The following is a 22099-nucleotide window of genomic DNA, read 5'->3' on the forward strand; positions in this document are numbered from 1 at the left end:
GATTTTCAAATGAAACTGCAGAAACTTATTCTTGCGGGCGCGGCTGCCTTGGCCGTGCTCTCTGCCCCGGCCTTCGCCAAGGACTGGAAGACGGCGACGATCACGCTCGAAGGCGCCTATGCGCCCTGGAACCTCACCAATGCCGACGGCACGCTCGGCGGTTTCGAGCCGGAGCTTGCCAAGGTGCTGTGCGAGCGCGCCAAGATCGAATGCACGCTGGTCGCTTCCGACTGGGACGGCATGATCCCGGCGCTGAATGCCGGCAAGTTCGACGTGATCATGGACGCGCTGTCGATCACCGAGGAGCGCAAGCAGATCATCGATTTCACCATTCCCTATGCCGCCACCCCGGCAGCCTTCGCGACGGCGGCCGACAGCCCGCTGGCCAACGCGGCCGGAACCGGCGCGACCGTCAAGATGACGCCCGGCGAGACCGGCGTGAAGGAAATCGACGCGCTGAAGGAGGCCTTCGCCGGCAAGACGATCGGCATCCAGGCCGCGACCGTCTATGCGAAATTCATCTACGACAATTTCGGCGCGAGCTCCGAGATCCGTGAATACAAGACGGGCGCCGAACGCGACCTGGACCTCCAGAACGGCCGCATCGACCTCGGCTTCGACGACGCCGTCTATTTCGGCAATGCCTTTGCTGCCGCCAACGGCGCGCTCGCCTTTACCGGCCCGGAAATCGTCGGTCCGATCTGGGGCGAGGGCGAAGGTCTCGGCATTCGCAAGGCGGATACGGACCTGCGCGACAAGTTCAACGAGGCCATCAAGTCGGCGCTTGCTGACGGAACCGTGAAGGACCTGTCGATGAAGTGGTTCAAGGTCGACGTCAGCCCGGCGGAGTAAGCCGCGCGATACGTCTTCGCGATCGAGGCCTCCGGCAACGCTGCCGGGGGTCCGCGTCGCATTTGTCTTGATGCCGCAATCGACGGAAAACGGACATGGCAACCTTGGAACTGCTGGGCTTCGGCCAGAACGGGTGGGGCGCGCTGCTTCTGGTCGCCACGCTGATGACGCTCGCGGTGACGGCGACGGCGCTTTTGATCGGGGCCGTGCTCGGCACCCTGGTCGCGACCGCCAAACTCTCGGGCAACGTGCTTTTGGTCGGCCTCGGCAATGTCTACACGACCGTGTTTCGCGGCGTGCCGGAGCTGCTGATCATCTATCTCATCTATTTCGGCGGCTCGTCGGCGGTCACCGCCGTCGGCCAGTGGCTCGGCTATGAAGGCTTCCTCGGCCTGCCGTCCTTTGCGGCCGGCGCGCTTGCGGTCGGCATCATTTCCGGCTCCTACCAGGCCGAAGTCTATCGCGGAGCGTATCTTGCCATCGCCAAGGGCGAGCTCGAGGCGGCCTCGGCCATCGGCATGAACCGCATGCTGCGCCTGCGCCGTGTCGTCATGCCCCAGGTGCTGCGCTACGCCATTCCCGGCCTCGGCAATGTCTGGCAGCTCACGCTGAAGGATTCGGCGCTGATCTCGGTCACCGGCCTTGCCGAGCTCATGCGCACCAGCCAGGTGGCGGCGGGCTCGACCCGGCAATATTTCCTCTTCTACATCGTCGGCGGTGTTCTCTATCTGCTGCTCACCAGTTTTTCGGACCGGGTGTTCAACCGCGCCGAGCGGCGCGCGAACCGCAGCATGCCGGCCGCAGCCATGGGGCAGGCCTGATGGATATCGCCTTCCTTTCCTCCGCGATGGTCACGCTCCTCAAGGCCGTGCCCATGACGCTTCTCCTGTTCTCGCTCTCGGTGTTCTTCGGCGGCCTTCTGGCGCTGGTGATCGTCACGATGCGGGTTTCCGGCAACCGGATCCTCTCCGGTTTCGCCAAGGGCTACATCTTCGTCTTCCGCGGCTCGCCGCTCTTGATCCAGATGTTCCTCGTCTTCTACGGCCTCGGCCAGTTCGGCGTCATCCGCTATTCGTTCCTGTGGCCGTTCCTGCGCGAGCCCGTCGTCTGCGCCGTCCTGTCGCTGGCGCTCTGCACGGCCGGCTATTCGGCGGAAATCTTCCGGAGCGGCATCCGTGCCGTCTCGCCGAAGGAGATCGAGGCGGCGCGCGCGATCGGCATGTCGGGCTTCCTGCTGGTCCGCCGCATCATCGCGCCCATCGCCTTCCGCCATGCGCTTCCGGCCTATTCGACGGAAATCGTGCTGATGATGAAGTCGACCGCGCTCGCCAGCCTCGTCACCGTCTGGGAAGTGACCGGCGTCGCCCAGCGGCTGATCTCGCAGACCTACCGGACGATGGAGGTCTTCCTCTGCGCGGCCGTCATCTATCTCGTGCTGAACTTCCTGATCTTGCAGGGCATGGCGCTGCTCGAACATTCGCTCTCCAAACATCGCCGCGCGGCCCCGCCGTCGGCCGTCAAAGCCTGAGGGAGATCCCGATGCCCGGCGTGACCCGCCTTTCCGTCCGCAATATCCGCAAGAGTTTCGGCAGTCACGAAGTGCTGAAGGGCATTTCGCTCGACGCCGAAGACGGCGACGTGATCTCGCTGCTCGGCGCCTCCGGCTCCGGCAAATCGACCTTCCTGCGGTGCATCAACCTCCTGGAGACAGCGACGGACGGCGAGATCTTCGTCGACGGCGAGCAGATTCGCATGGTGAGGAAGAACGGCCAGAGCCGGCCGGAGAGCCAGAAGCAGGTGGATCATATCCGCTCCGAGCTCGGCATGGTGTTCCAGAGCTTCAACCTCTGGTCCCATATGACGATCCTGCAGAACGTTATCGAAGGCCCCGTCCATGTGCTGAAGCGCCCGAAGGCCGAATGCATCGCCGAGGCGGAAGCGCTGCTCGAGAAGGTCGGCATCGCCGACAAGCGCCATGCCTATCCCGCCCATCTGTCGGGCGGCCAGCAGCAGCGCGCGGCCATCGCCCGCGCGCTCGCCATGAAGCCCAAGGTCATGCTGTTCGACGAGCCGACGTCGGCGCTCGATCCCGAACTGGTCGGCGAGGTGCTGCGCGTCATGCGCGCGCTGGCCGAAGAGGGCATGACGATGCTCGTCGTCACGCACGAGATGAGTTTTGCGCGCAACGTCTCCAACCGCGTCGTCTTCATGCGCCAGGGCCTTGTCGACAGCAGCGGCACGCCGGACGACATGTTCGGCAGCGGCGCGTCGCCGGCTTTCCGCCAGTTCATCGGCCATTTCGGCGGCGAGCAATGAGCGTCGTTCTCGACGGCGGACTGTCCTGGCGGGAGGTCGCGCGGATCGGGGAGGGGGAAACGCTTGCTCTTTCCGAACGAGCCGTCGCCCGCGTCGCCCATGCGCGCAAGATCGTCGATGCCATCGTGGCGGCCGGCATTCGCGCCTATGGCGTCAATACGGGGGTCGGCGCCCTTTCCGATACGGTCGTCGACGTGGCCTCGCAGAGCCGGCTGTCGCGCAATATCGTGCTCAGCCATGCCTGCGGCGTCGGCCCGCTCCTGCCGCCGCGCGCGGTGCGGTCGATCATCGCCGCGCAGATCGCCAATTTCAGCCACGGCCATTCGGGCGTGCGCCCGGCGGTCGTCAATCATCTTGCAGCCTTCCTCGCGCAGGACTGCATTCCCGAGGTGCCGTCCAAGGGGTCGGCGGGATATCTCACCCACAATGCGCATACCGCCCTCGTCCTGATCGGCGAGGGGCATGCCGTCGTGCGCGGCGAGCGGATGACCGGGCGCGAGGCGCTCGCCGCCATCGGCCTTGCGCCGCTGGTGCTGGAGGCCAAGGAAGGCTTGAGCCTTGTCAACGGCACGGCCTGCGCGACGGGTCTTTCCGCGCTCGCGCTTTCGCGCGCCGAACACCTGCTCGAATGGGCCGACGCGATCGCAGCGCTGACGCTCGAGGCGGCGGGATGCCAGATGGCGGCCTTCGACGAGGCCGTTCTGGCGCTTCGCCCGTCCACGGGGATTGCCAAGGTCGGCGCGACGCTGCGCAAGCGGCTTGCCGGCAGCGGGTTGATCGCCGCGGCGCACGGCCAGCGCACGCAGGATGCCCTCAGCCTGCGTGCCGTCCCCCATGCGCATGGCGCGGCCTGGGATGTGTTCGAGCAGGCCGGCGCGGTCGTCAATCGCGAGCTTGCTTCGGTCACCGACAATCCGGCCGTTTCCGGCACGCCGGACCATCCGGTCGTCTCCTCGCAGGCCCATGCCGTCGCGCCGGCTCTGGGGCAGGCGGCCGATGGCCTGGCGATCGCGATTGCCCAGATCGCGGCGATGAGCGAGCGGCGCATGGACCGTCTGGTCAATCCGCTGGTCAGCGGCCTGCCGCCCTTCCTTGCCAGCGACGCCGGCAGCCATTCGGGCTTCATGATCGCGCAATATACCGCAACCGCGCTCAGTGCGGAGAACCGCCGCCTTGCGGCACCCGCCTCGACCGACGGGGGCATCACCTCCGGCCTGCAGGAAGACTTCCTCGCGCATCCGACGGCGGCGGCCAGCAAGCTGCACGATATCATCGACAATGCCGAACACATCCTCGCCATCGAACTGATGGCGGCGGCACAGGCGCACGATTTCCTGGCAGGCAGAGGGAAACGTGCCGCCGGCACGCAGGCCCTCTATTCCATGGTCCGCGAGAGCGTCGCGCACTACGAGGACGAGCGGCCGCTCGGCGCGGATATCGAAACGCTGCGGACGCTGATCGCCGAAGAAAAACCGGCAACGTAGACGGAGAAGACGTCATGCCTGCGGAATTCGATCTTGCCGTCATCGGCCTCGGCGCCATGGGAAGCGCCGCGGCTTCGTTCGCCGCCGCGCGCGGTGCGCGCGTTCTTGGCATCGAAGCGCATTTTCCCGCCCATGCCCTCAGTTCCTCGCATGGCGACAGCCGGCTGATCCGGCTCGGTTATTTCGAGGACCCGTCCTATGTTCCGCTGCTGCGGCGCGCCTACGGGAACTGGCGGGCGTTGGAGGCGCGGTTGCGGGCGGAGATCCTCACCGTCACCGGCGTGCTCCAGATCGGCCGGCCCGACAGCAAGATCGTCAGCGGCACGAAGGCATCCTGCGACCTGCACGGCCTGGCACATGAAATCCTTGACAAGGCCGAGATGGCGCGGCGCTACCCGGCCTTCGCGCTGGAGGACGGCGAGATCGGGCTGCTCGATCCCCAGGGCGGCTATATCCGGCCGGAGGCGGCCATCATGGGCTATCTGAAGCTCGCGGCCGAAGACGGGGCGGAACTGCATTTCGGCGAGCGGGTGACGGCGATCGAACCGGACGAGGCGGGTGTCGACATCCTCACGACAACCGGACGATACCGGGCGCGGAAAGTGATCGTCGCGACGGGTGCGTGGATCGCCGAACTCGTCCCGGAGCTTGCCGCCCATGCCGTGCCGATCCGGCAGGTCGTCGCCTGGTATCAGCCGGAAGACGGTTTCGTCGCCCGGCCCGACCGGATGCCCTGCTTCCTGCGTGACGAGGGTGACGGCGGCTCCTATTTCGGTTTTCCGGCAATCGGGTTCGACGGCGTCAAGATCGGCCGCCATGCGCATTTCCGCGAGCCTGTCGATCCGGCCAAGCCCAATCCGCCGGTCAATAAGGCCGACACGGACCTGCTGGATGCCTTCGCCCGCAAGCGCCTGCCGAAGGCGGCCTCGGCGCGCCTGCGCGCCACGACCTGCCGCTACACGATGCTGCCGAGCGAGGATTTCCTGATCGACTTCAGCCCCCGGCATCGCAACGTCGTGGTATCGTCTGCCTGCTCCGGCCACGGGTTCAAGTTCACCAGCGTGGTCGGCGAAATCCTGAGCGATCTCGCGCTCGAGGGCGGTTCGGAACTGCCGACCTCGCTTTTCACATTCGAGCGCCATTTCGGCGGCGGGGCTGCCCGCGGGTAGCCGGGCTGACGCGCGGCAGGCTTCCGGATATCGGCCGGACGACATCGTCACGGATAGGAGATGACTTCGTCATGAGAGGCGACGCGGAACTCTCCCGTGTCCGTGACCCAGCCGCGGAACATGCCGTCGGTATTCCCATCCCTGGAATAGGTGATGCACGCATTGCAAATCGTCATCGATATCGAGACGCGCGCGAGATCGGTCTGCGGAACTTGTGCAAGATCGCTGTCGAGGATGACGATGTCGGCCAGGAAGCCCGGTGCGAGCTTGCCTTTCTGGCTTTCCCTGAATTCCACCCAGGCGCCGGCCCGTGTGTAGGCATGCAACGCCTGGTCGACGGTAACCGATTGGTCTTTGCCGCCTTCCCTCCAGGGCTGCCGCGTGACGGCCGCCTGGATGTTCGCCAGCGGTGCAAGAGGCGCGATGGGCCAATCGGATGAAAACACCAGCGGCACGGCGGCTTCCAGCAGCTCGCGGGTGCGGAAGGCGATGGCTTCGCGCTCGATGCCGATGCGTGGCAGATAGGTTTCCGTCGGGAAATCCATCGCACCCGGCGGGTGGGCCGGCTGCATCGAAGCAACGACGTCGAGTTCGCCGAAGCGCGGGAAATCGCTCTCCTGCAGCAGTTCGATATGCTCGATACGGTGGCGGGAATCGCGTTTGCCGTTCTTCCCGCGTGCATCCTCATAGGCATCCAGCACCTGCCGGACGGCGCCGTCGCCGATGGCATGCACGGCAACCTGCAACCCGAGAGCATCGGCAAGAACGATCGCTTCGCTGAGTTCGTTGCCGGGGAAAAGCGGCGTGCCGTTGTGATCCGGCGCATCGGAATAGCCGTCGACGAGTACGGCGGTTCCCGATTCCACCACGCCGTCGGCAAAGACCTTGACGAAGTCGCAGGTCAGGAAATCGCTCTGGAATTCCTCGCGCCAGTCGGCGGCGCTGCGGATGTCCTCGAGGGCCGTGCCGGGCTTGAACAGATAAGGCACCCGCACGCGCACCGGCAGTTCGCCATTGGCGTCAAGCTCCCGGAGCATATCGAGCTGGTAATAATTGCCGTCCATGTTCTGGATGGAGGTGATGCCGTTCGCGGCGCAATAGGCAAGGCCCTTGCGCAGCACCGCCATGTCCCCGGCGCGCTCTTCCGCCGTGATGCCGCTCTCTTCCGCGCTGGTGACGGCGCCAAGGATATCCCGCCCGCCGGAGGGGGAAAGCTTGTAGACAAGGTTCATGGCCGGGGCTTCCCGCAGCTCGCCCGTCGCAAGCCCATCCGCCCCGACGACGACCTCGGTCCCGGGGCGGAGTTCCGCGCCCCGCTCGATGCCGGCAAGCCTCAGGGCCGCCGTGTTTGCCCATGCGGTGTGATGGTCGGCCGAGGAGATGAACACCGGCAGGTCCGGGCAGGCCGCATCGAGGTCCTCGCGTGTCGGCATGCGTTCGTCGGAAATGAAATTGTAGAGCGCCGAATGCCCAACGATGAAGCGAAGGCCCGGATGCTGTGCCCGCCAGTCGGCAATGCGCGCTGCCAGGTCCTCGACGCCCTTGACGGTGGCGACGGAGAGCTGCTGCAGCGAGATGCTGCCGCCGAAGATATGCAGGTGCGCTTCGTTGAAGCCGGGCAGCACGGTGTTGCCCCCGGCATCGATCACGCGGGTTTCGGGCCCTTCCAGCGGAGCGCATTCCGCATCCGAGCCGACCCGGACGATGCGGTTGCCGAGCACGGCGATGCTCTGCGCGGCCGGTCGGGCTTCGTCCATGGTGCGAATGGCGCCGTTGCGGATGATGAGGTCGGCGGTGACGGTCATGGGTTCCTCCCGGTTGTGTCCCTGGTCGTTCGATGGAGTTCAGGCGGCAGCCGTGATGTGCTTGACGCCCTGATAGCTGGCGAGCCCCCAGGGGCCAAGCTCGCGGCCGATGCCGCTCGACTTGAAGCCGCCCCAGGCGCTCTGCGGATAGACGATCTGCGGCGTGTTGATCCAGATATGGCCGGCTTCCATCCGTGCGGCCAGCCGGTCTGCTCGCGCCGGATCGCCGGCGACGACGCTGCCCGCCAGCCCGAATTCGGAGGCATTCGCCAGTGCGATCGCCTCGTCGTCGTTCCTGAAGCGGCGGCTCGCCAGCACCGGCCCGAAGATTTCTTCAGTCCAGATGGGGCTTGAGACATCGACGTCGCGATAGATCGTCGGGGCGGCGAAATAGCCGGGACCGTCGAGCCTGTGTCCGCCGGCCAGGCAATCGCAGCCCCCGGCGTCAGCGGCTGCGAAATAGCGGTTCACCTTGTCAAGCTGCGCCAGCGTCGTGAGCGGCCCCATGTCGCATCGCCCGGCGAAGGGCGAGCCGACCGCCATGCCGCGCACCCGCTCCACCAGCGCCTCCAGCAGCTTCGCCTCGACCGCCTCGTGTACGAGAAGCCGCGAGGTCGCCGAGCAGACCTGCCCGGCATTGAAGAAGATGCCGGCCGCCACGCATTCCACCGCCAGATCGAGATCCGCGTCTTCGGTCACGATGATCGCCGACTTGCCACCGAGTTCGAGCGAAACCGGAAGGCCGCGCGTGGCGGCGGCCGCCATGACCTTCGCCCCGGCCGCATTCGAGCCGGTGAAGGAGATTTTCCGCAGGGCCCTGGCCTCCGTCAGCGCCTTGCCGACAGGAGCAGCGCCGGTCACGATGTTCAGCACACCGGCCGGCAACCCGATCTCGCGGGCAATGTCGCCGTAGCACAATTCGGCCAGCGGCGTCGCCTCGGAGGGCTTCAGGACAGCCGTGCAGCCGGCCGCGAGCGCGGGCGCAATCTTCCAGGCGCTGGTGACCAGCGGAAAATTCCATGGAACGATCAGCCCCACTGGCCCGATCGGCTCATGGCGCACGCGGCCCCTGTGGCTGCCGCCGCCAAGGCTCGTATCGGCATGCGGGCTGCGGGCGCGCTCCTCGATGAGGTCGGCGTAATAATCGAAGGTCGCGATTGCATCGCCAAGGTCGATCGAGGCTTCGATCCGGGGCTTGCCGCTGTTGACCATCTGAAGCGCTTCGAGCTCCGCTGCCCGGCTTTCCAACCCGCGGGCAAAGCCACGCAGATAACCGGCGCGGTCCCCGGCGGAGAGCCGCGCCCAGGGGCCGAATGCCCTTGCCGCGGCGGCTGCCGCACACTCGACCTGCCGATCGCTCGTCGTTCTCGCCCTGGCAAAAACAGCGCCGGTCGAGGGGTCGGCGACCTCCAGGACCGTGCCGCCCAGCCCGGTCTCCCAGACGCCGTCGATGAACGTGGTGTGGTCGCGATCGTAGTTCGTCATGGTCTTGCTCACTGCGTCAGGAGAGAGGGAAGCCGAGCTTGCCCACGAATTTGAGCCACAGGTTGCGCCAGCCGCCTTTGCTGTCTGCGGTGTCGAGCGCATACATCGTCGTCCGGGCGCCGATATAGCGGAACGGTTCGGGCGGGATGATGCCCGGCATGGTGCGGGCAAAATCGCATTCGAGTTCGGGGCGCGTGGCTCCGTTCAGTTTGGCAAGCCCGATATCGGCTCCGAAGCGGCTGGCGGAAACCCCGAAGCCGGAATAGCCGCCGGCATAGACCACCTTGCCGCGGTGATAGGTCTGGAAATGCACCGCCATGCGTGTCGTCAGCGCGATCGGCCCGCTCCAGGCATGGGTGAAACCGATATCGTCGAGTTGCGGAAAGGTGCGGAAGAAGGCTTCCGCCAGCCGCTTGTAAGGTGCCGGCGTGCGGTCGAGGCGCGGGTCGCGCGGCCCGCCGTAGAAATAGCCGAGCCGTCCGCCGAACAGGATGCGGTTGTCCTTCGTCAGCCGCATGTAGTTGAGCTGGGTGCGGGTGTCGTAGACGCCCTGCCGGTTGCGCCAGCCGATGCGGTCCATCTGCTCGGGCGTGAGCGGCTCCGTCATCAGGATACGGTCGCGCACCATCGCCACGCGCCTCTTGATGTGATCGTGCCCGGCGGCAAAGGCGTTGGTCGCAAGCAGCACCTTGCGCGCCCTGACCTTGCCGTCACGGGTCGCGGCGACGACGGTGCCGCCTTCATCGCTGATATCGCGCAGCGGCGTGTGTTCGTGAATGCGCACGCCGAGCGACAGCGCGGCCCGTTTCAGCCCCCAGGCCAATCGCGCCGGATGCAGGGTGCCGCTGTTCTTCTTCGCCCAGAGGCTGCCCTCGAACAGAGGCGAGGCCAGTTGCCCGCGAGTCTCCTCGGCATTCATCAGCACCACGTCATGGCCATGGCGCGCGTGCAGTTCGTATTCCTCGTTCAGCGTCGGCAGGTTCTCCTTGCCGACGGCGACCGTCAGCTCGCCGTTCCACTCCGCATCGCAGTCGATCGCATGCCGGTCCAGCGTGTCGAGGAAGCCGGCGATATTCGCCTGGCCCAGCGCCTCGAGCATGGCGATATCCTCGGGAAACACCCTGACGGCGTTGTGCAGGCCGTGCATGACGGACGTCGAGACGATGGCGCCGGGGCGCCCGGATGCGCCGCAGGCGATATTCTCCGCCTCGATCAGCACCACGTCCCTCGACGGCTCCGCCTCCTTGGCCAGGATTGCCGCCCAGAGCCCGGTGAAACCGCCGCCGACGATCAGGAGGTCCGCTTCCGTGCGGCCGACGAGCGGGGCTTGCGGAGCGGGAGCATCCGGCCGGTCGAGCCAGAAGGGATAGAAGGTGACGTTCGCCAGGGCGCGATCGGCAAGCATGACAGTCTCACATCATATTGGAAGGCGAGGGCGGCCGTTACGGCCGCTCCTCGAAACCGGGATCAGTCGTTGAAAAGCACGTAGATCTTGCGCAGGGTCTCCAGCACCTCGAAGCGGCCCTCGAAGCCTTTCGGCACGATGTAGCAATCGCCGGCGCCGAATTCCTCGATGCTGCCGTTTGGGTTCGTCAGCGCCACGCGGCCCGAGATCACCACGCAGAATTCGCTGGATTCGGGATAGGCGAGCGTTTCGGCGTAAGGCGTGCATTCCCAGGTGCCGACGAGGAACTTGCCCTTGCCCGCCTCATAGTGCATCGCGCCGGTTTCGCTCGGCGAGCCGCTCAGCACGGCCTCCGGCGGAACGACCGAGCAGGCTTCCATCGGCCCGTTGCCGAGGCCCTCGCGGGAAAGGCGGATGACTGCGCTCATTGTAGTTCTCCTGTCTGAAGAGTGTGGCGACATGCTCGCCGGTCGACAGGATGATAGGGGGCCGCCTCGGTCCTAAAAATCACGCTTTACATCGCGTTGGATTTGCCGCTTTCAATGAATGCATGAAAATCTCAGGCGCCGATCTGCATCTTCTCTCCGTGTTCGATTCCGTGGTCCGCAACGGTGGTTTTTCGGCGGCCCAGGCCGAGCTTGGCCTCAGCCAGCCGACCATTTCCAATCACATCACCGCGCTCGAAACGCGGCTCGGCGTCATCCTGTGCCAACGCGGCCGGCGCGGGTTCCAGCTTACCGACAAGGGCCGGCAGGTGCATGAAATCGCCGTCGACCTGCTGCGGCGGATCGACCAGCACTCGATCTCGCTGACCGCGCTGAAGGGCAGCCTCGTCGGCCAGCTGAAGATCGCCGTCGTCGATTGCGTCGCCTCCGATCCCGCCCTCAAGCTGACCGAGGCGGTTCACAGGCTGAACGACGAGGCGCCGGGTATTCGCATCGAGATCGAGGTGGAGAAGCAGGGCGGCATCCTGCGCCGGCTCGCCGAAGGCGATATCCATGCCGGCATCGGAAGTTTCGACAACAAGATAAAAGGCCTGTCCTACGCCAACCTCTACGAGGAGAGCCATTCGCTCTATTGCGGCAGGGCTCATCCGCTGTTTTCGACGCCGGATGGCGACATCACCCAGCAGGACATGGACCGATGCGTCTGGGTGCATCGCGGCTACTGGAGCCGCGAGCGCAAGAAGAGCCAGCAGGTTATCGAGGCCGACCGCATCGTCGACCAGATCGAGGCGCAACTGCTGTTCGTGTTGAGCGGCGACTACATCGGCCTGCTGCCGGATCACGCGGCCGACGCCTATGTCGTCTCCGGCAGGCTCCGGAAACTGCCGCCGCATGAGGACAATTTCGACTGCATGATGCAGCTCGTCCATCGTAGCGGACCCCACCCGAAGACCTTCCAGATTTTCCGCGAGACACTCGTCGGCCTCTACCGCTCCCGCACATCGGGGCGCGGTGGCGCAGTCGCCCGAACCTGACGCCTGCCGCGCCTCTCCAGACGGCTTCCATCCGCGGGCGGGCAAGGCTTGCCCGCCGATACATTGGGTTTTGTCAACGCAAGTTTCCGCACAATGGAATGTTAGCGGTGCCCGGCTCCTCCCACACTTGGTGGAATACCATTTTGGGGAGGTCGCATGTCTTTCAACCAGCCTTTAGGCGGCAACGAGATGCCGCGCTTTGGGGGCCCCGCCACGATGATGCGGTTGCCCGGCGCTTCGTCGGCCGCAAATCTGGATGCCTGTTTCATCGGTATCCCCATGGATATCGGCACGTCGAACCGGTCGGGTACCCGGCTTGGGCCACGCCAGATCCGTGACGAAAGCCGCATGATCCGGCCTTACAACATGGCGACGGGTGCTGCTCCCTTCGACGTGCTGCAGGTCGCCGACATCGGCGATGTCCCGATCAATACCTTCGATCTCAAGAAGTCGGTCGCCATCATTACCGAATATTATCGCGGCGTGCTCGCCCATGGCGCCATTCCGCTGACGCTCGGCGGTGACCACACCCTGACATGGCCGATCCTGCGCGCCGTTAGAGAGCGCCACGGCCCGGTCGCCCTTATCCATGTCGACGCCCACTCGGATACGAACGAGCACATGTTCGGCGAGGCCGTCGCCCATGGCTGCCCCTTCCGCCGCGCCTGGGAAGACGGCTGCCTGCAGAACGACAAGGTCTTCCAGATCGGCATCCGCGGCACCGGCTACAGCCCTGAGGATTTCGACTGGGGCCGCAAGCAGGGCTGGACCTGCATCCAGGCCGAGGAATGCTGGTGGAAATCGCTGACGCCGCTGATGGCCGATATCCGCAGCAGGATCGGCAACGCGCCGGTCTATCTGACCTATGACATCGACAGCCTCGACCCAGCCTTTGCGCCCGGTACCGGCACCGTCGAGGTCGGTGGCCTGACGACCCATCAGGGACTGGAGATCATCCGCGGCTGTGCCGGGCTGAACCTCGTCGGCTGTGATCTCGTCGAAGTGTCGCCGCCCTATGACCCCGCCGGCAACACCGCGGTGATCGCAGCGAATTTCCTCTACGAGATGCTCTGCGCCCTGCCACGCGTCGCCGAGGCGGCCGCCAAGAACAGGAAGTAAGCCAGTGATCGAAGTAGACCGCATTCATGTCCGGTTCGGCGAGGGACCCGGCGCCTTCATCGCTCTCAACGACGTCAGCGTGACGATCAGCGAAAGCGAGTTCTTCACGCTGCTCGGCCCCTCCGGCTGCGGAAAAACGACGCTGTTGCGCTCGATCGCCGGTTTCATTCACCCCAGCGGCGGTGCGATCCGTCTTGCCGGCCAGAACATCCTGTCGCTGCCGCCGTTCAAACGCCCGGTCAATACCGTCTTCCAGAACTACGCCCTCTTCCCGCATATGACGGTTGCCGAGAATGTCGGTTTCGGCCTCGAAATGCTCGGTCGCCCGCGTGCCGAGATCGCCGCCACCGTCGAGGAGATGCTGGCACTGGTGAAGATGACGCCGATGGCTGGCCGCCGTCCGTCGGAGCTTTCCGGCGGCCAGCAGCAGCGCGTGGCGCTTGCCCGCGCGCTTGCGCCCAAACCCAAGGTGCTGTTGCTCGATGAATCGCTCTCCGCGCTCGACCTGAAGCTGCGCAAGGAAATGCAGATCGAGCTGAAGCGCCTGCAATCCGAAACCGGCATTACCTTCATCTTCGTTACCCACGATCAGGAGGAAGCCCTGACCATGAGCGACCGCATCGCGGTCATGAGCGCCGGCACGATCCGCCAGATCGGAACCCCGCGCGAAATCTACGATCACCCCCGCGAGCGCTTCGTGGCCGACTTTATCGGCGATACCAATTTCGTGCAGGCGAACCTTTCGGCCGACGGCACCGTGGAGCTGCCGGGTGGCGCCCGCATCCGCGCCGGCCTGCAGGAGAATGCGGCCGTCGCCGCCCGCCCCGTTACGCTGGTCATCCGCCCCGAACAGACGGTGCTCGAACAGATGCCCGAGAAGGCGCCGCTTTCGGGTGTGCTGGAAAACGTCGTCTATTGCGGCACGGATACCCACTACCACCTGATGCTTGCCGATGGTGCCCGCTTCGTCGTCCGCCGCCAGAACAACCCGGCCCGTCCGGTGACCTTCGAGAAGGGCCAGCGCCTCGGCATCGGTTTCGAGCCGCAGGCCGTTCAGGTTCTTGAGGGCTGATGCCATGGCTGCCACGCAACCCAACACCGATCTCGTGATCGCCAACCGGCGCGAAACCCGCAATCGTTGGCTGCTGCTGCTGCCGTCGATCGTCATCCTGCTTGCGGCCGCCGTCGGTCCGCTGATCGTCGTCGTCATCTATTCCTTCCTCACCGCCGGCGACTACGGCGGCGTTGTCTGGCATTTCTCCTGGGATGGCTGGCTCGGCGTCTTCACCACGAGCGATCCGTTCGATGGCACGCTGAGCCTTGCAAACGCCCATATTTCGATCCTCTGGCGGTCGGTGAAACTTTCGTTCCTGACGACGCTGTTCTGCCTGATCCTCGGCTTTCCCACGGCTTATTTCATCGCCACGCGCCCCGTCACGCAGCGCGACGGCTGGATGCTTCTGATCACCATTCCGTTCTGGACCAACCTCCTGATCCGGACCTTCGCGATCATGGGTCTCATCCGCAACGAAGGCCTCGCCAACGGGCTCCTCGAATGGCTCGGCATCATCGACCAGCCGATCCAGATGATGTTCACCGATTTCGCCATCCTGCTCGGCATGGTCTATGTCTACCTGCCGCTGATGGTGCTGCCGCTCTACGCCTCGATGGAGCGCTTGAACTTTTCGCTGATCGATGCGGCCTACGATCTCTATGCCACGCCGTTCCGGGTGCTGCGGCGGGTCATTGTCCCGGCGGTCAAGCCCGGCGTCGTCGCCGGCTCCATCCTCGTGTTCGTGCCCTCGCTCGGCGCCTACGTCATCCCGAGAATCCTCGGCGGCGGCACGCAGCTGATGCTCGGCAACCTGATCGAGCTGCAATTCGGCCAGGCCCGCAACTGGCCGCTCGGGGCAGCCCTTTCGCTGACCCTGCTCGTCATGGTGACCGTCGCCCTTATCGTCTATGTCCGCGCCTCCGCGAACGAAGGAGACTGAGATGGCCAAGCGCAAGACCTTCGACACGCGCCGGCAGGCCGGCTTCACCGCCATCGCCGCCTTCTGCTTCGTCATGCTCTATCTGCCGATTGTGCTGATGGCGATCTTCTCCTTCAACGGGGGCCTCGCGCTGACGCGGTGGGAAGGCTTTTCGCTCGTCTGGTACGTGACCGCCTGGCACAACGAAGTCGTGCAGGCCGCGACGATCCGCTCGGTGATCATCGCCGCGGTCGCGACCGTCGTGTCGACGCTGGTCGCGGTTCTCGCCGCCCTCGCGATGGGGCGCGGCAAGTCCTTCCGCGGCCGCAGCGCCATGTTCGCGCTGATCAACCAGCCGCTGATGGTGCCGGAAATCGTCACCGCAGTCTCGCTGCTGGTCGTCTTTGCCTGGGTGAAGACAACCATCGGCTATTCCGGCCTCGGCTACCTCATTCTCGCCCATTCGGCCTTCTGCATTCCTTTCGCGTTCATGCCGGTCCGGGCGCGCCTGCAGGGCATGGACCAGACGCTGGAACAGGCCGCCGCCGATCTCTATGCCTCCGCCTGGCAGGTTTTCCGCCGCGTCACCTTCCCGTTGTTGTGGCCGGGAGTGCTGGCAGGCGCGATGCTCGCCTTCGTCACCTCGCTCGACGATGTCGTCATCACCGAGTTCGTCAAGAGCGCCGGGCAGGACACGCTGCCGACCTACATGCTCGGCCAGATGCGCCGCAACCTGACGCCGGAAACCAACGCCATCGCCACCGTACTTCTGGTGTTCTCGGTGGTGCTGGTGGTCGCGTTCTTCTTCGTCAGCCGGGAAAAACACGCCAAGGCGCAGCTTTAGAGCCTGACGACCAGGACAAAAACCAAGCATTCGAAAACCAAGGGAAGAGGAAACCCATGAAACAACTCATCGCATCCATTGCCGCTGCCTGCCTGTTGGCCGGGCCTGCCTTCGCGGAAGGCAACCTCAACATCTACAACTGGGGCAACTACACGCCCCCGGACATGATCAGGAAGTTCGAGGAAAAGTATAACGTCAAGGTCACCGTCACCGACTACGACAGCAACGATACCGCGCTCGCCAAGGTGGAGGCCGGCGGCCATGGTTTCGATATCGTGGTCCCGGCCGGCATCTACGTGCCGATCTGGATCGAAAAGGGCTTGCTGCTGGAAGCCCGCCCCGACCAGATGGAAAACTTCAAGAACGTCGACCCGAAATGGGCAAACCCGACCTTCGATCCCGGCCGCCACTACACCGTGCCGTGGCAGTGGGGCACGGTAGGGGTCTCGGTCAACCGCAATGTCTACAAGGGTGATATCAACACCTCGTCCATCCTGTTCAACCCGCCGGACGAGCTGAAGGGCAAGATCAACGTCGTTCCGGAAATGAACGACCTCATGGCGCTCGCGGTCCACTATGTCGGCGGCGAGACCTGCACCAACGACATGACGGTCCTGAAGAAGGTGCGCGACCTGCTCGTGGCCGCCAAGCCGAACTGGGTGTCGATGGACTACGGTACGGTCGAGCAGCTCGCCCAGGGCGATATTGCCGCCGGTATGAACTGGAACGGCTCGTCCTTCCGCAGCCGCCTGATCAACCCGCAGCTCGAATTCGGCTTCCCGCAGGAAGGCTTCCCCATCTTCATGGACAATGCCGCCATTCTCGCCGATGCCGCGAACGTCGACAACGCCAGGCTCTTCCTGAACTTCATCATGGACCCGGAAAACGCCGCGATGATCTCCGCCTATGCCCGCTACGGCAACGGCATCGTCGGCTCCGACAAGTACATGCCGGAAGACATGAAGACCGCGCCGGAAGTCAACATCCCGCCGGAACTGGCAAAGGCCGGCTTCCCCATCGAAACCTGCTCGCCGGAAGTCATGAAGATTTACACGCGGATTTGGACGGATCTACAGAAGTAAGCTCAATAAGACAGGCCCTGTGCTGCAAGACGTGCAGCCTTTGACCTCATGGCCGGGTCCGGCGGTCGGGCCGCCGGTCTTGCTACAGGGCCTGTCCCCGGTTTTTGCCGGATGTGTGTCGATGGCAAGGCCTCGCGGCGTCGGCAACCGGGTATAACCCGGCTTCTCCTCGAAAGGGCTGGCCGAACTCGCCGATTTGTCGGGGCCGGCCCGGGACGATCGGCAGGCGTTGCGCGCAATCATCCGCCTGCCGGTTCAAAGTGAAACCCTTCGCCCCTGGATATCACGCGGCCGATCCCCGGCCGGTCCAGGTGCGCGCCGGCGATCCACATGCCGTTACGGGCGGCCTCATCGAAAATTCCGAAGCGGGTCGCACGCGCCGTCGCCTGGTTCTCGTCATAACCCCAGCTCAGCGTCGGGTTGGCGAACTGCAAGGCTGGTACGTGAACGATGTCCCCGAAAAACAAGAACAGATCCTCTTCCGTGTCTAGCGCGTAGCCGCAATGTCCATTCGCATGACCCGGCAACGCCACCGTTCTCAAGTGCTTCGCCAGCCGGTCCCCGTTTTGCAAAGGCCTGACAAGATGATGAAACGGTGCAAGCCTCCGTTCGGAGCGGAAGCTTTCGACCGCTTCCGCGGGAAGCATGATCGCGGACAGGTTTGGTAGTGCGGCTTGTCCGTCGGGTGTCAACAGGCCGTGGGTGTGGTCCTGGTGCGCATGCGTAAGCGCCAGGACCCTGATCGCTGAAGGACTGAGTCCCGCCGCCTTCAGGGATTGCGCCAGTCGACCCAGTGTGGGCGCCCAGCTTCCTCCTCCGCAGTCGATCAGAACGCCATCGACCCCCGGCCCCTCCAGCGCAAAGCAGTTGACGGACAGGCGAAACCTTGCTGCTGCGGCAGCGCTTGGTACGGGACTATTCTCCAGGTCCCGCAAAAGCCCTGCCGGCATGTCGAGATAGCCGTCGCAGAGCGACCAGACGCGGAAATTTCCCGATCTGCACTCAAGGACGTCGGAACTGTGCGATGTCGAAATCATCGGATACCGTAATACTTGCATTTCGAGACGCCGCGGGCAGGTCGCCGCTTCATCGCTCGCTGCTCCCGATACACCTGCCGGGCCGCGGGGGCGGCCCGGCCTTTGGCTTGTCAAATGCGCTCAGGCATTCGAAGTCATGACCTTCTGGACGACCTTCCAGCCTCCATCGACCTTCAGGCATGAGAGAAGATCCGTGAAGGACCGAGGCGGCACGCGAAGCTTCAGCCTGATCAGCGCGAGATCGCCTTCAACGTCTATCGAGAGGAGCTGGTCCTCGCGCTCGAAATTCTGCGCCTTCGGAGCCGTGAGGCCGCGCACCGCCTCCAGCCACGTCGCGATCGGCGTCACAACCACGTCGCCATGCTCGGCGATCTTCGTCACGGAACTGGACGGATGCAAGATGGAGGAAAATTTCTCTGCATCCATCTCATACGCTGCATCAAAGTATGTCTGAGCCAGCGAGCGCAGAGCGCGTACGTCTTCTTCCTGCAAGGTCGGCATGTCATCTCCTGTCGATCGGTATTTTCCCGAGCGGGATCGGCACTTGCCGGAATTGCCCCGCGCTCGTTGGCTGAACATATGGGATAGCTGATCATGATAGTAGGCGCGTTGCATTTATCAGCTTCATGACTGATAGTCATGAGTGATGACAAATGAACTGAACGAACTGGCCATGTTCGCGAAGGTAGCTGCGGAGCGAAGTTTTACGCGGGCCGCCGCGAAACTGGGTGTGTCGCAATCCGCGCTGAGCCATACGATCCGGCGGCTTGAACAGAGACTCGGATTGCAGCTGCTTGCCCGGACGACGAAAAGTGTCGCGCCGACGGCCGCCGGCGCGGCGCTCCTGCGGGACCTGACGCCCGCGCTCGAGCAAATCGATCTCGCCGTCAACCGGGCGCGAAGCGATCGCCACGAACCGGCGGGACGGCTTCGGATTTTCATGTCCCGTTCGGCCGCGGCGATGGTGCTGCTCCCGCGGCTCGCGGCATTCGCGGAGGCCTATCCGAAGGTCGTGCTGGACGTTGTCACCGGCACGGGGCCCGCCGACCTCGTGGCTGGCGAGTTCGACGCAGGAATCCAGCTGGGCGAGTATATCCAGAAGGACATGATCGCCGTCCGCGTCACGCCCGAGTTGCGGTTGGCCGTCGTCGGATCGCCCGCCTACTTTGCTTCAAGGTCCGTTCCGCAGACCCCGAAGGATCTCCATGACCATCGGTGCATCACCCTCAGGCATACAGGAGGGCCATACCGCTGGGAGTTCGAAAAGGAAGGAAAGTCCGTAACGATAGCCCCGGACGGTCCCCTGATCATCGACGAAACGCACCTCGCGATCCAGGCGGCCCTTTCCGGGGTCGGGATAGGGGTGGCCTATGAAGAACAGGTCGCGGAACATATTGCGAAAGGGCGCCTTCTGCGCGTGCTGGAAGACTGGACACCCCCCATTCCCGGCTTCTCCATGTACTATCCCAGCCGGCGCCATCAGCCCGCAGCACTTGCTGCGCTCGTCAACGCGCTGCGGGTGCCGAACAGGAATGATCGATAAGACGGGAAGCCGGGATCGGCGACGGCCTATCTGGATTCGAATTCCGGGGTTTCGACCGAGAGGTGAAGGCCTGCCGGAAGCTCCCGGCATCGAAAATCGCCGCCGGTGCTTTTACACCCCGTCGGCGTCGATCTCGTCGTGGAGAGATCGGGTGTCGCAAAGACCAGTCTCTACCGCCATTTCGGCACGAAGGATGATCTGGTCGCCGCCTTCCCCGATCGCGAGGATATCGATTTCTGGAGAACCGGAAATCGCCCGGCGCGCCCAGCCGATCGCCGCACCGCGGTCGGGGGCGATGAGGACTCCGAGGTTGCCGGAAAATGCGCGCCAGGCCTCGACATAGTCCTCCCGCACCGCCGTCAGCGTCGGAATGCCGCGCATGCACGCCGCCTCGATCACGGCGCGAAAGCCGCCGCCTTCCGCTTCGCCCTTGCCGAAGCGGTTGAGGATCAGGAGATCCGGTCCGGCCTCGACACGGGTCAGCAGCGGGCCGGCGATACCGGCCAGCGCCTGCGGGTCGAGCCGGCAGCCGCGCGCGCCGGAGCCGAGCGCCTGCGAGATGACGTGGCGGGTGCCGGTGGCGATATCCTCCAGCTCGATCTGGCCGCAACACTCGCCTTCCTGCATGTTTTGCCGCTGCAGGAAGCCGATGGCGTTTCGGCCCTCGCTGCGCATCGTTCGGGCAACGGCGTCGAGGATATCGTCCACCGCGCGGTCCCTCCCGACGAGAAGGGCGGCTTGAAGGGGAAATATGATGTTGGCCATGGGGCGCTTCTTTGAAATCCGTCTTTTGTCTGCTCAGGCATGGTGAACCTTTCCGTCCGGCCAGCCTCGATGGCGGCCGGTGGCGGTGCCGTTCCCGCGCTCACTGCAACAGCGGACCGTCCGCGCCCGTCACGTCGATGCCGGTGATCGTGGCGTCCGTGGCAAGGACGGCGATGAACTGCGACACGGCCTTCGACCAGGCGGAGGCTTCGAGCCAGCCGGCAATGCGCCGGAAGACGAGATCGAAGGGCAATTGCTCGCCATCGACCCGCCGGTCGAGGCGGATGATGTGGAAGCCGAAGCGGGTTTCGACCGGGGCCCGGGTGATCTCGCCTTCCTCCATGCGCTGCAGGGCCTGCTCGAACGCGGCGACCGTGCTGCCGCGCGTCAGTTGCCCGAGATTGCCGCCGCTTGCGGCAGACGGGCAGGCCGAATGGGTGCGGGCCATGGTCGCGAACTCACCCGGATGCCCGGCGATGACGGTGGCGAGCCGTTCGGCCTCGAGGCGGCGGGAAGCGCGCGCGCCCTCGTCGGCCGGGTCGGCGGGTAGTAGGATATGGCTCGCCTCGAAGATCGGCGCGCTGCGGAATTTCTCGCGATTGTTGTCGTAGAAGCGGCGGCATTCCTCCTCGCTCGCCGAGGGGGCGGAGACCTCGCGCTCGATCACGAGGCGGATGGCGGCGTCCTCTGCGGTTTCCAGGCGCCCGTCCCCGTCGGCCTGCGGCGCGGCGAGGATGTCGAGTTCGCGGGCCCTTTGCAGGAGCAGTTGACGGACCACCAGCGCTCTTGCCGCGGCGGCAAGGGCCGCGCCGGGATTGTCGGCCGGATGGTTCTGCGCCTCGGCGAGGATGTCGCCTTCGGCGATGGCGACGCCGTTGACCGAGACGGCGTCGAGGACGGGCCGCGCCTTCGGCGGCACCTTCGTATCCGGTTCGCGGTAGCCGGAATAGCTGTCCTGCGGCCCGCCGTTCCCGGCGGCGCTTGCGCTTTGCGTCTTGTCGAAAAGCGTGACCATGGCCTTACTCCGCCGCAATCCGGCTGCCGGCCGCGCGGCGGCGGCGCTGGCGCACGACCTGATAGCCCGGACGCCACATATAGCGCACCGGCACGCTCAGCATGTGCACGAGCCGCGTGAACGGGAAGAGGAGGAGGATGGTGAGGCCGAGGAACAGGTGCAGCTTGAACACCGCCGCCGTGTCGGCGACGTAGGAGGCCGCCTCGGAGTTGAAGGTGAAGATGCCCTGCGCCCAGTTCATGAACTTCACCATCTCGTGGCCGTCGAGATGGGAAAGCGATGCGGGGATGGTCGAGAGGCCGAGGAAGAGCTGGATCCACAGCAGGATGATGATCAGCGTATCCGTGGTGCTCGAGGCGGCGCGCACGCGCGCGTCGAACAGGCGGCGGTGGACGAGGAGCGTCGCGCCGGCGATCGCCATGAGGCCGGCGATGCCGCCGGCGATGATCGCGAGCAACTGCTTGGCGCCATGGCTGACGCCGAGCGCGTCGAACACCCGGATCGGCGTCAGGAGCCCGACCAGATGGCCGGCGAAGATGACGAGAACGCCGACATGGAAGAGCACCGAGCCCCAGATGAGCTGCTTGCGGCGCAGGAGCTGGCTCGATCCGGAACGCCAGGTATAGGGCTCGCGATCGTAGCGGATGATCGAGCCGAGGACCAGGACGGCCAGCGCCACATAGGGATAGATTCCGAACACGAGCGAGTTGAGATAGCCAGACATG

At 65.0% G+C, this 22099-nt stretch carries 21 protein-coding genes and 2 pseudogenes; 14 read left to right on the forward strand and 9 right to left on the reverse strand.

The window, feature by feature from the left end; genetic code table 11:
• The first annotated feature begins 9 nt into the window (after positions 1-9).
• The 6 genes from ACZ5TO_RS03690 to solA all read left to right on the forward strand — a co-directional run bounded on the left by ACZ5TO_RS03690 (position 10) and on the right by solA (position 5821).
• Positions 10-852 (forward strand): transporter substrate-binding domain-containing protein, encoded by an 843-nt coding sequence (locus ACZ5TO_RS03690; protein WP_184144960.1) that lies wholly within the window; start codon positions 10-12, stop codon positions 850-852.
• 95 nt (positions 853-947) lie between these two features.
• On the forward strand, positions 948-1673 hold the full coding sequence (locus ACZ5TO_RS03695) for an ABC transporter permease (protein WP_184144961.1): 726 nt from the start codon (positions 948-950) through the stop codon (positions 1671-1673).
• Positions 1673-2380: an ABC transporter permease gene (locus ACZ5TO_RS03700; protein WP_464799580.1), complete on the forward strand. Its 708-nt coding sequence runs from the start codon at positions 1673-1675 to the stop codon at positions 2378-2380. Before ACZ5TO_RS03695 ends, ACZ5TO_RS03700 begins: the two co-directional genes overlap by 1 nt.
• Before the next feature lie 11 nt (positions 2381-2391).
• Positions 2392-3168 (forward strand): ABC transporter ATP-binding protein, encoded by a 777-nt coding sequence (locus ACZ5TO_RS03705; protein WP_464799581.1) that lies wholly within the window; start codon positions 2392-2394, stop codon positions 3166-3168.
• Positions 3165-4652 (forward strand): HAL/PAL/TAL family ammonia-lyase, encoded by a 1488-nt coding sequence (locus tag ACZ5TO_RS03710; protein ID WP_464799582.1) that lies wholly within the window; start codon positions 3165-3167, stop codon positions 4650-4652. Before ACZ5TO_RS03705 ends, ACZ5TO_RS03710 begins: the two co-directional genes overlap by 4 nt.
• Before the next feature lie 14 nt (positions 4653-4666).
• Positions 4667-5821 (forward strand): N-methyl-L-tryptophan oxidase, encoded by a 1155-nt coding sequence (gene solA, locus ACZ5TO_RS03715; protein WP_464799583.1) that lies wholly within the window; start codon positions 4667-4669, stop codon positions 5819-5821.
• 47 nt (positions 5822-5868) lie between these two features.
• On the opposite strand, the gene ACZ5TO_RS03720 is transcribed toward solA, so the two are convergent.
• The 4 genes from ACZ5TO_RS03720 to ACZ5TO_RS03735 all read right to left on the reverse strand — a co-directional run bounded on the left by ACZ5TO_RS03720 (position 5869) and on the right by ACZ5TO_RS03735 (position 10944).
• The gene (locus ACZ5TO_RS03720; protein ID WP_464799584.1) at positions 5869-7626 is read right to left on the reverse strand and encodes an amidohydrolase; all 1758 of its coding nucleotides are present in this window, start codon (positions 7624-7626) and stop codon (positions 5869-5871) included.
• 39 nt (positions 7627-7665) lie between these two features.
• A complete protein-coding gene (locus ACZ5TO_RS03725; RefSeq protein WP_464799585.1) occupies positions 7666-9111 on the reverse strand; it encodes an aldehyde dehydrogenase family protein in 1446 nt (481 codons plus the stop codon).
• Positions 9112-9127: 16 nt separating this feature from the next.
• A complete protein-coding gene (locus tag ACZ5TO_RS03730; RefSeq protein WP_464799586.1) occupies positions 9128-10516 on the reverse strand; it encodes an NAD(P)/FAD-dependent oxidoreductase in 1389 nt (462 codons plus the stop codon).
• A gap of 62 nt (positions 10517-10578) precedes the next feature.
• Positions 10579-10944, reverse strand: coding sequence for a cupin domain-containing protein (locus ACZ5TO_RS03735; RefSeq protein ID WP_184143200.1), 366 nt, complete (start codon positions 10942-10944; stop codon positions 10579-10581).
• Positions 10945-11066: 122 nt separating this feature from the next.
• Between ACZ5TO_RS03735 and ACZ5TO_RS03740 the strand changes: the two genes are divergently transcribed.
• The 6 genes from ACZ5TO_RS03740 to ACZ5TO_RS03765 all read left to right on the forward strand — a co-directional run bounded on the left by ACZ5TO_RS03740 (position 11067) and on the right by ACZ5TO_RS03765 (position 17014).
• Positions 11067-11996: a LysR family transcriptional regulator gene (locus ACZ5TO_RS03740; protein ID WP_184143198.1), complete on the forward strand. Its 930-nt coding sequence runs from the start codon at positions 11067-11069 to the stop codon at positions 11994-11996.
• Between the two features lie 189 nt (positions 11997-12185).
• Positions 12186-13115 carry an agmatinase gene (speB, locus tag ACZ5TO_RS03745; RefSeq protein ID WP_464800327.1) on the forward strand — a complete coding sequence of 310 codons (930 nt, stop codon included), beginning with the start codon at positions 12186-12188 and terminating at the stop codon, positions 13113-13115.
• Between the two features lie 4 nt (positions 13116-13119).
• Positions 13120-14187 (forward strand): ABC transporter ATP-binding protein, encoded by a 1068-nt coding sequence (locus ACZ5TO_RS03750; RefSeq protein WP_464799587.1) that lies wholly within the window; start codon positions 13120-13122, stop codon positions 14185-14187.
• Between the two features lie 4 nt (positions 14188-14191).
• Complete coding sequence (locus ACZ5TO_RS03755; RefSeq protein ID WP_464799588.1) at positions 14192-15109, forward strand: ABC transporter permease; 918 nt, start codon at positions 14192-14194, stop codon at positions 15107-15109.
• A 1-nt stretch (position 15110) separates the two neighbouring features.
• Positions 15111-15932 carry an ABC transporter permease gene (locus ACZ5TO_RS03760; RefSeq protein WP_464799589.1) on the forward strand — a complete coding sequence of 274 codons (822 nt, stop codon included), beginning with the start codon at positions 15111-15113 and terminating at the stop codon, positions 15930-15932.
• A gap of 56 nt (positions 15933-15988) precedes the next feature.
• Positions 15989-17014, forward strand: a complete 1026-nt coding sequence (locus ACZ5TO_RS03765; protein ID WP_464799590.1) for an extracellular solute-binding protein — start codon at positions 15989-15991, stop codon at positions 17012-17014.
• Positions 17015-17253: 239 nt separating this feature from the next.
• Here ACZ5TO_RS03765 and ACZ5TO_RS03770 read toward each other — a convergent pair whose 3' ends face one another.
• Positions 17254-18051, reverse strand: coding sequence for an MBL fold metallo-hydrolase (locus ACZ5TO_RS03770; RefSeq protein ID WP_464799591.1), 798 nt, complete (start codon positions 18049-18051; stop codon positions 17254-17256).
• 120 nt (positions 18052-18171) lie between these two features.
• Positions 18172-18552: a nuclear transport factor 2 family protein gene (locus tag ACZ5TO_RS03775; protein WP_464799592.1), complete on the reverse strand. Its 381-nt coding sequence runs from the start codon at positions 18550-18552 to the stop codon at positions 18172-18174.
• Positions 18553-18697: 145 nt separating this feature from the next.
• Here ACZ5TO_RS03775 and ACZ5TO_RS03780 point away from each other — a divergent pair, with 145 nt between their 5' ends.
• Positions 18698-19594: a LysR family transcriptional regulator gene (locus tag ACZ5TO_RS03780; RefSeq protein WP_464799593.1), complete on the forward strand. Its 897-nt coding sequence runs from the start codon at positions 18698-18700 to the stop codon at positions 19592-19594.
• A 120-nt stretch (positions 19595-19714) separates the two neighbouring features.
• Positions 19715-19849, forward strand: a pseudogene (locus tag ACZ5TO_RS03785) (helix-turn-helix domain-containing protein); the annotation flags it as partial.
• Positions 19850-19858: 9 nt separating this feature from the next.
• On the opposite strand, the pseudogene ACZ5TO_RS03790 reads toward ACZ5TO_RS03785, so the two are convergent.
• The 3 genes and pseudogenes from ACZ5TO_RS03790 to narI form a co-directional block, all read right to left on the reverse strand.
• A pseudogene (locus ACZ5TO_RS03790) lies at positions 19859-20359 on the reverse strand (DUF2478 domain-containing protein); the annotation flags it as partial.
• A gap of 100 nt (positions 20360-20459) precedes the next feature.
• On the reverse strand, positions 20460-21374 hold the full coding sequence (locus tag ACZ5TO_RS03795; RefSeq protein ID WP_464799594.1) for a peptidylprolyl isomerase: 915 nt from the start codon (positions 21372-21374) through the stop codon (positions 20460-20462).
• 4 nt (positions 21375-21378) lie between these two features.
• Positions 21379-22098, reverse strand: coding sequence for a respiratory nitrate reductase subunit gamma (gene narI / locus ACZ5TO_RS03800; RefSeq protein WP_464799595.1), 720 nt, complete (start codon positions 22096-22098; stop codon positions 21379-21381).
• Position 22099: the final 1 nt, after the last annotated feature.

Source organism: Shinella sp. Sh6 (genome assembly GCF_055392685.1).

Bases quoted from the DNA above. Each gene is read 5' to 3' on its own strand.
- ACZ5TO_RS03725 (WP_464799585.1), bottom strand. From the start codon at position 9,111: ATGACGAACTACGATCGCGACCACACCACGTTCATCGACGGCGTCTGG.
- ACZ5TO_RS03710 (WP_464799582.1), top strand. From the start codon at position 3,165: ATGAGCGTCGTTCTCGACGGCGGACTGTCCTGGCGGGAGGTCGCGCGG.
- ACZ5TO_RS03780 (WP_464799593.1), top strand. From the start codon at position 18,698: ATGACAAATGAACTGAACGAACTGGCCATGTTCGCGAAGGTAGCTGCG.
- ACZ5TO_RS03690 (WP_184144960.1), top strand. From the start codon at position 10: ATGAAACTGCAGAAACTTATTCTTGCGGGCGCGGCTGCCTTGGCCGTG.
- ACZ5TO_RS03700 (WP_464799580.1), top strand. From the start codon at position 1,673: ATGGATATCGCCTTCCTTTCCTCCGCGATGGTCACGCTCCTCAAGGCC.
- ACZ5TO_RS03755 (WP_464799588.1), top strand. From the start codon at position 14,192: ATGGCTGCCACGCAACCCAACACCGATCTCGTGATCGCCAACCGGCGC.
- ACZ5TO_RS03795 (WP_464799594.1), bottom strand. From the start codon at position 21,374: ATGGTCACGCTTTTCGACAAGACGCAAAGCGCAAGCGCCGCCGGGAAC.
- ACZ5TO_RS03695 (WP_184144961.1), top strand. From the start codon at position 948: ATGGCAACCTTGGAACTGCTGGGCTTCGGCCAGAACGGGTGGGGCGCG.
- ACZ5TO_RS03705 (WP_464799581.1), top strand. From the start codon at position 2,392: ATGCCCGGCGTGACCCGCCTTTCCGTCCGCAATATCCGCAAGAGTTTC.
- ACZ5TO_RS03760 (WP_464799589.1), top strand. From the start codon at position 15,111: ATGGCCAAGCGCAAGACCTTCGACACGCGCCGGCAGGCCGGCTTCACC.
- ACZ5TO_RS03735 (WP_184143200.1), bottom strand. From the start codon at position 10,944: ATGAGCGCAGTCATCCGCCTTTCCCGCGAGGGCCTCGGCAACGGGCCG.
- ACZ5TO_RS03770 (WP_464799591.1), bottom strand. From the start codon at position 18,051: ATGATTTCGACATCGCACAGTTCCGACGTCCTTGAGTGCAGATCGGGA.
- ACZ5TO_RS03720 (WP_464799584.1), bottom strand. From the start codon at position 7,626: ATGACCGTCACCGCCGACCTCATCATCCGCAACGGCGCCATTCGCACC.
- ACZ5TO_RS03740 (WP_184143198.1), top strand. From the start codon at position 11,067: ATGAAAATCTCAGGCGCCGATCTGCATCTTCTCTCCGTGTTCGATTCC.
- solA (WP_464799583.1), top strand. From the start codon at position 4,667: ATGCCTGCGGAATTCGATCTTGCCGTCATCGGCCTCGGCGCCATGGGA.
- narI (WP_464799595.1), bottom strand. From the start codon at position 22,098: ATGTCTGGCTATCTCAACTCGCTCGTGTTCGGAATCTATCCCTATGTG.
- ACZ5TO_RS03730 (WP_464799586.1), bottom strand. From the start codon at position 10,516: ATGCTTGCCGATCGCGCCCTGGCGAACGTCACCTTCTATCCCTTCTGG.
- speB (WP_464800327.1), top strand. From the start codon at position 12,186: ATGCCGCGCTTTGGGGGCCCCGCCACGATGATGCGGTTGCCCGGCGCT.
- ACZ5TO_RS03765 (WP_464799590.1), top strand. From the start codon at position 15,989: ATGAAACAACTCATCGCATCCATTGCCGCTGCCTGCCTGTTGGCCGGG.
- ACZ5TO_RS03775 (WP_464799592.1), bottom strand. From the start codon at position 18,552: ATGCCGACCTTGCAGGAAGAAGACGTACGCGCTCTGCGCTCGCTGGCT.